Raw genomic sequence first — 10364 nt, 5'->3', positions numbered from 1 at the left:
GTCAACTCCCAGCCGATTATTATCGTCACTATTCAAACCTTTCCCTTTGTGCTCAAAGCCATTGAAGACTCTAGTGTGCTTAAGTCGCGGCGCTATGCCATCATTGCCGATGAAGCTCACTCTTCACAGACAGGCTCAACCGCACGCCAGCTGAAAGAAGTGCTGGTCTCAGGTGATATAGAGAGTAATGCGGATGAGGATAAGCCGCTATCTAGTGAGGATGTTTTGGATGCCACATTAGCCGCGCGCCGTAGCAGTCCGAATCTAAGCTACTATGCCTTTACCGCCACGCCTAAGCCAAAAACCATTGAGCTGTTTGGCCGCTTGCCCAATCCTGACTTGCCAGCCGCTAGTGATAACCTGCCAGCCGCTTATCATGTCTATTCTATGCGCCAAGCCATCGAAGAAGGCTTTATCTTAGATGTACTCAAGAACTACACTAACTACAAAGTGATGTATCAGCTTACCCAAAAGCTGGCTAGCGATGACGATGAGGTCGATGCTCGCCGCGCCAAAATTAAGCTGGGTAGCTGGGTGCGACTGCATGAGCACAATATCGCCCAGAAAGTTAAGATCATCATTGAGCACTTTAACGACAATATAAAAGGCTTACTCGGCGGGCAAGCCAAAGCTATGGTCGTGACAGGGTCGCGTAAAGAAGCGGTACGCTACAAGCTGGCCTTTGATAAATATATCAGTGATTACAGTTACCGCGGTATCAATGCCATGGTCGCCTTCTCAGGGGAAGTGACCTTTAACGATAATGATCCTGATAGCGGCGCATTACTTGGCGAGAAGTTCACCGAGCATAATATGAATATCGGTCTAAAAGGCCGTGATATGCGTAAAGCCTTTGATAGTGATGATTATCAAGTGATGTTGGTGGCCAATAAGTTCCAGACAGGCTTTGACCAGCCGAAGCTCTGCGCTATGTACGTGGATAAGAAGCTCACGGGCGTGGACTGTGTACAGACCTTATCAAGGCTGAATCGTACCTATAAGGGTAAGGCTGAGAGCGGCACCTTTGTGCTCGATTTCTTTAATGATCCTGAAGACATTTTGGAGGCCTTCCAGCCGTACTATGAGACCGCAAGCTTAGTGGATGTGTCTGACCCCGATCAAGTGTATGACCTGTATGAGAAGCTACGCGCCAGTGGTATCTTCTTATGGCATGAGGTCGAGCAGTTCGTTGAGGCTTTCTATAGTAAGAATAAGTCTAACGCCGCCATTAGTAATATCTGCAAGCCAGCGGTCGAGCGTTGGCAGAAGCGCTACAGCCAAGCACGCGAGCAAGCCCAGCATGCCAAGGAAATGCTTGAAGAAGCCAAAACGACGGGTAATGTCGTATTGATCACTAATGCCGAGAATGACTACAAAGGTTTTAAGGCCGATCAAGATGCGCTGGAGATCTTTAAAAAGGATTTAGGTACTTTCACCCGTCAATATGAGTTTATGTCGCAGATTGTCGATTATGATAGCAAAGATCTTGAGAAGCTGAGCCTATACGCCCGTAACTTACAGCCCATGCTACGTGAAAGCGTGACCGATGAAGATGATATTGATCTGACCAACATCGTCATGAGTCACTACCGTGTCTCAAAGCTGCATCAGCAAGATCTAAAGCTACAAGAGGGCAGTGGTGAGCTGGAAGCTGGCGGCGGTGCTGGTACGGCCAAACCTAAAGATAAAGAAGAAGAGCTGTTATCAAAAATTATTAATCGACTAAATGAGGTGTTTGCTGGCGAGGACTTTACCGATAAAGACATGATCAACTTCCAAAACACGATTTGGGATAAAGTGACTGAAAATGAAATCGTGGTAAAGCAGTTTAGCAATAACAGTACGGATCAGATTATGCTAGGTGGCTATCCTGATGCGGCGATGGATGCGTTATTTGAGAGCCAAGAAGCGTATGAAGGTATGACCATGCACTTACTGTCTAACCCTGATCAGTTTAAGAAGTTCATTAGATTGATGCTTGATACGAAGCTGGGTGATCATGCGTAGGTAAGGTTCTTTAGGGAAAATAGGGAAAATAGGGAAAATAGGAAAGTAAGTTGTACAAGTATTGGTATATATAGCTTATAGCGTTTTCCCCTTTATAAAGTAAAAAGGCAAGTAAGGAAAGTTAGCCACTCTATAGCTATTCACTTTCCCTACTTGCCTAATGGGTTAAAATATAGGAAAGCTGACTAGGGTAGGAGTAACGAGCCTTCTAGCTTATGCTTTCCTATTTTCCTAGTTTGCCCCTTATTCAGCATCTAACAATTCAGGTCTTACTTGTATCATTCTAGCCCTACCATTGGTTACGATCTTGATATAGCCCTCACTTTCTAATACTTCAGCCAGTAATTCAAAGTTATGCTTTTGGCGTAAATGCTTAGGAGTAACCTTACTTTGAGCTGTTGAGTAAGCAAGCTGTTTGACTGACTGCTTATGACAATGTCTGACCAGCCAGCCTATTAATTTTTGCGCGTCATTATCACCAGCTTGGGGCTTGTCGGTATATCTGATACGCTCACTCATAGAATAGTCAGTCAGTAATGTGGCTCTATGTATGTCATCAGCTGATATAAAGCGTTTGCCGTTGAAGTAAGCGAGTATTGCAGCAATACGGCTAGCGTTTTCATGCAAGCGTCTGGCATAGCTTGCATATTTTTCCAACTTACCACCTTTACATAGCTGGCGCTCCTTAGCGGTTTGGTAGTCTGCCAATGCTTTTCTGGCTTTTCTGTTCTCAAAGGGCATATTAAAGCGGATAATCCTACCTTCGTCATCAGTTCTAATATTATCTTGGCTGGGGTCTAATAACTCCTTGCATCGCTGCCAGTAGGCTTGTAAACGTGGGTCAAGGTCTGGCTTAGCGTCTAGTCTTTCATCAGTGTTATAAACGATCTGACCATTCATATTGTCAGGAAAGGCAAACAAAAAGCGCGGTAATAATCCTTGTCCGTTCATCGCTTCATCATTGAGTGCTGGCGCTATGACAGACGGTTGCCCCTGCAAGTCTAGGGTAAACCTAACTCCACTTATACTATTTTGCTCTATGCTATCGTAGCGCGGTGATAGCAGTCGATCAAATGAGCCGTCACTCCATATATCACACAGCTGGCTAATGTTACTTTTTGCGGTATCACTGGTTAAACTATGACCACTTAGAAACAATGCAGCTTCAGCGGTTGACCATGCTATATCTGTGGTATTTCCGATTAGCATATTATCTAAAAAGCCTTGAATAGTGCCAGACTTTATCAAAAGTATAGACTGCTTAGGTTTAGGATTTTCAAGTAACCATGCTTCTAAATCTTTTTTCTGTGTGCTGGCTTTTTGTGCTTTCCATTCATCTAATAATTGCCTGTCTTCTTTGCGCTTGTCATTTTGGTAACTCACAAGCGCTTTGTGACTAAAGCCTACCGTTCGACTCTTACCGCTACCGCTGTCGCCCTCAGTGAGTAGAAATAGCGATACGGGCATAAACTTATCACCTAAGGCATAAGGCGCGTTGATATATTGTTGAATGGTGGTTGCTGAAGCGCCTAATATGCTATTTCCTGCCATTGCTGATGGTGATTGAGCATGATAAGCAATAGCGGTTAAAGCATCATAAAGTATATCTCCTTCCTTTCCCCATGCTTCTAATGGGTAAGGTGTACCCTTACTGTCTGGGTCTTCTATATTTCCCAATTTGCCCCACGCTTCAGCTAACAAGTCTTTAATGATCGTATCAGGATCACTTAAAACATCATGAAGCGTCTGCCCATTATCGAACGATAGCAGCAAGTCAAAAGTAGTAATAATAGCTTTGACGTTTACCCCTAGCAATGGCTTAGTTACCAGGTCTTTTTTATCATGGGTAACTAATACAGTAACTTGCTTAACCTCAGCGAAGTGACTAACCATATTATTAAAGTGAAAGGGGTTGACGCTTACTAAGATAGTGACGTTTAGCCCTTGGCTTATTAGCTGCCTAGATAGCTCTGCGCCCTCAGCTAGATTTCTCACTGCATACCAAACGCTATCTAAGCTAAGACTACCAATGATAAACGCGCTAGGCGAGTTTGGGTCGGTCACTTCTATAGGGTCATCACTGTTAGGGGTATAGATGCCTATATTGGCTGGCTGGTGCATATTGTCAATGAGTATCAAAGCCACCTTGCCAGCAGTGTCAATGATGTCGCTTTTCCTATCACCATTGTGGATAGTAAAGGTGTCTTTAAGCTGTCTGATTTTATCGCCTTGACCTAGTGCTATCAGGCTTTTTATTGTATCGTCATTTGTTATAATATCGGTGCTAGTTTGCTTTGTTGAGCCTAGTAAGTCATAAAGCCCCTTGTCATCAGCTTGGGGCTTTGCTTTGTCTGTAGTAGTCATCTGTTACCTCTTGCTCTTGACTGGTTCGTCTGGCGCGTAGCTCTATACTTTTTATAGTAGCTTTTACGCTTGGCATACTTACGGCTCCGCTTTGGCTGTGGGTAGGTTTTCATAGGCTGCTTATCCCTATAACGAAGATTATAGGTTCGTTTGGCTGGCACGACATTAATGACAGTAGCAAGCTAATAGCTGCCACCCATGCCATAAAGATAATAAACCTTAGCAATAAGCCGCGCTTGCCAGCCTGTTTGTCGCTGTGCTGCTCGTGGTCGGCTTTTAGATTGATTTTGGTGTCTTTACTCATGGCTTGATACCTCCGCTTGGTACGGCAATGCGTAGTCACAAAACATTTCATTAACAAGGCGTGCCAGCTCGCTATTGGCAAGCAATGCCGCTTTGATTGCCACAAGAACGCCTTGGCTAACATCGTCTTCTGTTTTGATAGCTTCTAGCGCGATGGCTAAGTGCTCAGTATTGATACAAATGTCTCGTACGCGGTCATTCATAACACGTAAGTACAGACTATCTATAGTCACTAGTCGGCTGGCTGGGGTATCAATTGATACACTAGGGTGGTTACTCATGGTGTCACCTCGCTATTAGACAAATCACTATCAAGTAAGGTCTGTTCATCGAGCCAATAGACAGCGAACCATTTATTGTTATGCTTAACCATTTCACTTTGGATTAATAACCCTGACTCTCGCAAGTCATATATGCGAGGGGCTAGACTTGTAATTCTATAAAGGCGGATAGAGTCCCATATAGTGATAGTCGCGCCTGTCATCAGATGCGTTCTGACTATCTCTATTTGGGTCTTAGGGGCTGGCTCGTGGGTCACGGGTGCGGTGGCTGAGGTCGTCATATTAACCCCCCTCTTGTGCATTAGCGGCGGTATGGTCGTTTGACGGCTGGGCATGACTATCAAGCCAGTTATTGATTTCAGACAAGCGCCATAGGCTAGCTCTTCCAATCTTTAAAGGTTTTGGAAATTTGCCTTCATTGATAAGGTGGTAGATATGCTTTGCAGAGAAGCTAGTGATACCGCGTGTAGCGGCTTTGGCGGTGACGGTGCGCTGCTGACCTGACTTTGCAATGTAGGTCTTAGCGGTTCGTGCTGGCTGGTTGGCAAGGTCTGCCATTCTTAGATATTGGTCAACTAAGGTCATAATTATTCACTCCATAGCAGTTTAAGGAATGTGTGGTGTTGTTCTGCTATAGACTGAATATTACGGGGTAGGGTTGTTTACAGCACCCTAGCTGGGGTGGTTTCACACCTCAACTGAGGTATGGGTTCATTTTGAGGTAGTAGCTATTAAGGTTTAAACGCTCTCTTTTTTACTTGTTCTAATGTTGTTTTTACGTCTCTAAAGCGAGTCTCTAAAGTGGTTTTACCTTGCCCATAAATTGATTTATCAGCAATCTTACCGATAATTACCGCTTCACTGGTAAACGGTGGTCTATCACCTTCTATCTTTGGTACAGTCATCAATTCTAATAGTAACCCTATAGTCGTTTGATAGCTCTTTTCGTTGCGGTCATTCAATATGTCGCTGGTATCAGCTTGCTCATTTAACTGGTCATTAAGCATGTCTATATCTTGCTCTTGCTGTTTTATCTTCTTATTGGCGGCTGTCAGTGCTTCAACAAGCTGTTCATAGGTTTTATCTTCGCCATGCGCTACTGTTGGGTTACCAAATGCTCCTAAGGTTGAATCGTCTAGCTTTTCAATACTCTTGGATGATATATAGGCTTGTACTTGTTCGGTTGGAAATAATAAATTGTTTATGCCTATATGGTTGATATCACCACGACTATAACTATTATAACCATCATGATAATCCTCGAAGCGGTCATAACCATAATTCTCTAAAGAAACAAATGCACCTTTATTTTCTACTCCTATTTCCTCATAAACATAGGCAGTACTTGTGCTAACTGTTTCTGTAAGCTGAAATAGTAAGTTAGTCAATGCGGGTAAGGTAAGATAACCATTAAAAGGTTTTGTCAGCTCTTTTAGATATGTAGGAAGTTCACGTTTATGAGCAAGTCCCTCATTAATGTACCTATCATAAGAGAATACTGGTGTTATTTCTTTACGTCTGCACAAGTCTGCAAGCTGCGGTAAGTCGAAGGGTAAAAGCTTTTCAGGTAATTTGTTTTGAAATTCTTTTAGAGTTTGCTCTAAATTATAGTAACTCACATTTGCACCCTCACACCCTTAAATTAAATAGGAGCAAGGCGCTGGCAGCTAAGGGTGCAGTTGCTGTCGTTCGGGTAATTAATCCTAGCCTTGCAATCGGTTATGCTATGCCATGCCCTCATTATTGACAGCATTGGCAAGCGTATCAGTGACCCATTGGTTTAGGCTCATACCGTGACTGGTGGCAATGGTGCTAACCTGTTCATGTAAGCCGCTAGGTATGCGAGTCACAAACTTACCTGAAAAGCCCTTGTATGGCTCAATATCGTTCTCTCTGCACACCTCAAAAAAGGTCTGTAGCGACTGTGCGCCCTCACGCTCTAGCGCGGTTATGCTGTCACCGTAGAAGTCAGCCCCACCATTTAAGCCCACAAACTCACCACGAAACATACTCAGTTCAGGGTCATATTTAATAATGGCTTTATGCTCATTAATCATCATTATATTTTGCATAATTATTCCTTATCATCATTGGTTACGGATGCGGTCTGCGTTACATCATCGTCATTAATAGGGCTATAGCCTAAAGCATCTAGCCACTTGCGAACGCTTGCCACTGCGCCTTTATCGGTTGTTGGCTGAGGGTGTGGGCGGTGATAGACTTGCACTTCACCATCTAATACGATTGCCACTCTTGAACCTGAGCGTTCGCTAACCTCTGCACCCAGTGCTATAAACAAGGCTTCGATAGCTGACCATTTTATACTCCCTGATATGGGTTTATTAAAAATGGCTTTTAGTGTTTTTTGGTGCTTGCGCTGCATAACTTACCCTTAAACCTGTTTATATTATTATAGTATCAAATTATGATACTAACAATCGTTAATTAGTCATTATTTCTAGGTTTCGTCAGTTTTGTCAGTGCTGTTTTGCCGTATATTTATGTTTTTATGGCTAAAAGCTGGCGCGTCATGTTGTTAAAAGATGTTGTTAAAGCTGCTCGGCAAGTTTAGCTAGTACCTCTTGCGATACGCCTTGTGCCTGTAAACTCTTTATCAGTATGTCTTTATCGTGTAGCGCTATATCAGTCGCTTGCTCATTCCTGCTATCCATTTCTTTAGCGACTTCATCAGGGGTCAACAAGTCAAAGCTGACCGCCTTGCCAGCGCGTAAGTCATCAAGATGGTTCGCCCATTTATTCATCATCATTTGCCGCTGTGCTAGATGTGCCGATAAGTCATAACGCTTTTTGACGCTCGACTGTTCAAGGTGTGCGAGCTGTATCTCGATTAAATTATCATTGAATTGCAGCTCATATAGCCCTGTGCTGGCAAGCTGTCTAAAGCCGTGACCTGTCATCTTAGGGTAGGGGTCGCCTGTGTAACCCATGCGTTTGAGTGCTTGATTGAACCATACTTCACTATAGGGCTGACTGCGTTCAAAGTTATAGAACACATAACCCGTCTGCTCCGTTAATGGACGCATACGCTCAATAATAGTCATAGCTTGCGGTGACAGTGGAATGATGTGGTCTTGACGCATTTTCATCTTGGCCGCTGGTATGCGCCACACGTTTTTATGATAATCAATCTCTGACCATTCAAAAAACCTGAGCTCTTTAGTCCTGACAAAACACAGCGCCATCAGCTGCATGCCTGCCACTGTCTGAAGATGCCCGTTCGGATTGTCTTTACCGTAGTTGTCAATATTGCGTAACAGCTCTGAGAATTGATGTTGCTCAATAGCTTTCATACGCTCAGCTTTATGGGTTCTCAGTGCCTTACTGCGCCCATAAGCCACATTAATGATGTCATAGCCTAGTGTATTGATAGCATACTCAAACACTGACGTTATAAACGCCACGCTCTTGTGAGCGGTGTCTGTTGTCAATTTACCTTGCTGCTCAAAGTAAGTTTGTACGGCTAGACCTGTCTTAATCACATCTTGAGCCGTGATAGCTTGAATAGGATAGTCGCCGATATGCGGCGCTACATGCTTATCAAGGTAGGTCTGTAGCTTTTGCACGTTTTTAGGGGTAGTGTCCGACTTGTCATTGATATAGCTTTGCGCTATCACATTGAATAGGTCTTTTTGCTCAACGCTGTTTTTATGCTGGTTCTTATTGATATTCGGGTCGATACCCTCAGCTAGCAATGCCTTAGCTCTATCACGCTCAGTACGGGCTTGTTTAAGAGTCACATCAGGCTTGAACACGGTGTCAACATCTTGCTTAGACGACCTGTAGGTTCCAATATAAAAGGTTTTTTGTTTGGGCTTAATATCTTTATCTGACCGATAACGGTAAGTCATGACCCAGTACAGAGAACCCTTTGGGTCATGGACTAGATGAAGGCTATCACCATCGCTATATCTTTTACGTTTAGTTGGTGGCGCAAGCTTGGCGATAGCTTTTACACCATTGACATTTAATAGGTAGTTTTTGCGCTCAGCCATTGCTACACCTCGATTAGCTACAATTAATAATTACCATGTACAACAATGACGCGATTTGTGTACAACAAATTAATGATAATTTCATTTATGTACATCAGCATGTACAACATTGTAGAGGTGCTAGTAGGTAATGACAAGTGTTTAATAAAGACTAAAACTTAGGTATGGTAAGCGTTTCAAGGGCTCGAGGTAATGCGAGGTTATGTCTAAATACAATGATTGGTGCGCCCACCAAGACTCGAACTCGGATCGATCGCTTAGGAGGCAACTGCTCTATCCTGTTGAGCTATAGGCGCATTTTAGAGGCTTATTGTAAAAAAACTGAGTGATAAAAGCAATGTTAACCTGCGGTTTGATTGGGAATGAATCTACTTAAAAGAAGCTATGTATTATTGGCTATTAGTTATGGCGTCAGTGACGATCTCGGTTTCTTCAACCGCGGTTTTACCATGTGAGGTAGGGTTAAATAAGTCGTCTACACTGTTTTGATAGCCATCAATATTGTCGAATTCATACTGCCTTAGAATGTCTTGCCCAGAGCTTGAAATAAGGAAGTTACGGAAGTTAATAGCAAGCGGTTTATCACTTAGTATGACGCCTTCAACGGTTTGCGACTCTCTAATCGCGTAACCGAACGGATTAAGCGTTCGGGTTTCATCGTTCTCGGGTGTTGTTTTAGACTCAGGATTTTCTACATCAGTCACTGAGCTGTTTTTTGATGATGATGGCGCATCAACAATGTTATTTTTTATATTACTATTGAGCTCATCTTCTAATAACACTAATAATGAATCAGATAATTTATCATCCGCAATGACTAAATCAGTAGGGTTGGTATTGTCCAAAATCAACAGGTCAGTAGCTGGCACGTAATTGGTTAACACTTGCATATGCGGATAACGCGCCTCAAAGCTGACGATGACATCGTCTAAAGGTACTTGTAGGGGCTGCTGCGCTTGAATATATAGCGTATTGGCATCGGTGTTGTTTTTGACGGCATCGCTATCTTCTTCAGCATTCTCTTGCAGTGATTTTGCGTCTTCATTGCTCAAAATCGGTAATGGATCGATGTTTTTGCTATTGTTCAGCCATAACCACGATATAACCCCGATAATAATAAGAAGCAATAACAGTATTATCCCAGCAAGGAGTAGCTTGTAGTCTTTCATAATATAGAGCTCTTATTCTTATAATGGGGTGTTTTACCTAACTGACGACACTGGTTGTCGCAAGCTATGTTGGCTTTGACCAATATTGGGATAGTGTACTAGCAAATCAGCGCTATCAGTGGCACACTTAAGCGTTACCTACCTATTGAGATAAATATTCAAGGTAATAGAATAACCACTCAAAGCTGCTATGCGCCATATCTTAACAGAAATAAAAAGCGGCCACG

General features: G+C 43.1%; 11 protein-coding genes and 1 tRNA gene. 1 reads left to right on the top strand and 11 read right to left on the bottom strand.

Features of this window, described 5'->3' with window-relative positions; genetic code table 11:
- Positions 1-2007 (top strand): type I restriction enzyme subunit R domain-containing protein (locus tag ACTXGJ_RS01580; protein ID WP_443564872.1); only part of this gene is annotated, 2007 nt, incomplete at its 5' end.
- A 243-nt stretch (positions 2008-2250) separates the two neighbouring features.
- On the opposite strand, the gene ACTXGJ_RS01575 is transcribed toward ACTXGJ_RS01580, so the two are convergent.
- The 11 genes from ACTXGJ_RS01575 to ACTXGJ_RS01525 all read right to left on the bottom strand — a co-directional run bounded on the left by ACTXGJ_RS01575 (position 2251) and on the right by ACTXGJ_RS01525 (position 10137).
- Complete coding sequence (locus ACTXGJ_RS01575) at positions 2251-4371, bottom strand: DUF3987 domain-containing protein (RefSeq protein ID WP_439240698.1); 2121 nt, start codon at positions 4369-4371, stop codon at positions 2251-2253.
- 109 nt (positions 4372-4480) lie between these two features.
- Positions 4481-4675 carry a hypothetical protein gene (locus ACTXGJ_RS01570; RefSeq protein ID WP_439240700.1) on the bottom strand — a complete coding sequence of 65 codons (195 nt, stop codon included), beginning with the start codon at positions 4673-4675 and terminating at the stop codon, positions 4481-4483.
- Positions 4668-4955, bottom strand: a complete 288-nt coding sequence (locus ACTXGJ_RS01565) for a hypothetical protein (protein WP_439240703.1) — start codon at positions 4953-4955, stop codon at positions 4668-4670. Before ACTXGJ_RS01565 ends, ACTXGJ_RS01570 begins: the two co-directional genes overlap by 8 nt.
- Positions 4952-5236 carry a helix-turn-helix domain-containing protein gene (locus tag ACTXGJ_RS01560; RefSeq protein ID WP_439240706.1) on the bottom strand — a complete coding sequence of 95 codons (285 nt, stop codon included), beginning with the start codon at positions 5234-5236 and terminating at the stop codon, positions 4952-4954. Before ACTXGJ_RS01560 ends, ACTXGJ_RS01565 begins: the two co-directional genes overlap by 4 nt.
- 1 nt (position 5237) lies before the next feature.
- Positions 5238-5540 carry a helix-turn-helix transcriptional regulator gene (locus ACTXGJ_RS01555; protein WP_443564871.1) on the bottom strand — a complete coding sequence of 101 codons (303 nt, stop codon included), beginning with the start codon at positions 5538-5540 and terminating at the stop codon, positions 5238-5240.
- A gap of 146 nt (positions 5541-5686) precedes the next feature.
- Positions 5687-6574: a hypothetical protein gene (locus ACTXGJ_RS01550; protein WP_439240711.1), complete on the bottom strand. Its 888-nt coding sequence runs from the start codon at positions 6572-6574 to the stop codon at positions 5687-5689.
- A 105-nt stretch (positions 6575-6679) separates the two neighbouring features.
- On the bottom strand, positions 6680-7027 hold the full coding sequence (locus ACTXGJ_RS01545; RefSeq protein WP_439240713.1) for a type II toxin-antitoxin system HicB family antitoxin: 348 nt from the start codon (positions 7025-7027) through the stop codon (positions 6680-6682).
- Positions 7028-7029: 2 nt separating this feature from the next.
- Complete coding sequence (locus ACTXGJ_RS01540) at positions 7030-7338, bottom strand: type II toxin-antitoxin system HicA family toxin (protein ID WP_439240715.1); 309 nt, start codon at positions 7336-7338, stop codon at positions 7030-7032.
- A gap of 166 nt (positions 7339-7504) precedes the next feature.
- Positions 7505-8968, bottom strand: coding sequence for a tyrosine-type recombinase/integrase (locus ACTXGJ_RS01535; RefSeq protein ID WP_443564870.1), 1464 nt, complete (start codon positions 8966-8968; stop codon positions 7505-7507).
- Between the two features lie 220 nt (positions 8969-9188).
- A tRNA-Arg gene (locus ACTXGJ_RS01530) sits at positions 9189-9264 on the bottom strand.
- A 93-nt stretch (positions 9265-9357) separates the two neighbouring features.
- Positions 9358-10137, bottom strand: a complete 780-nt coding sequence (locus tag ACTXGJ_RS01525) for a hypothetical protein (protein ID WP_443564869.1) — start codon at positions 10135-10137, stop codon at positions 9358-9360.
- Between the last annotated feature and the right edge of the window lie 227 nt (positions 10138-10364).

Source organism: Psychrobacter sp. 1Y11, assembly GCF_052259045.1.
Lineage (GTDB): Bacteria > Pseudomonadota > Gammaproteobacteria > Pseudomonadales > Moraxellaceae > Psychrobacter.
Note: the sequence above shows the minus strand (reverse complement) of the source record. Positions and strands in the feature narration are given on the sequence as shown.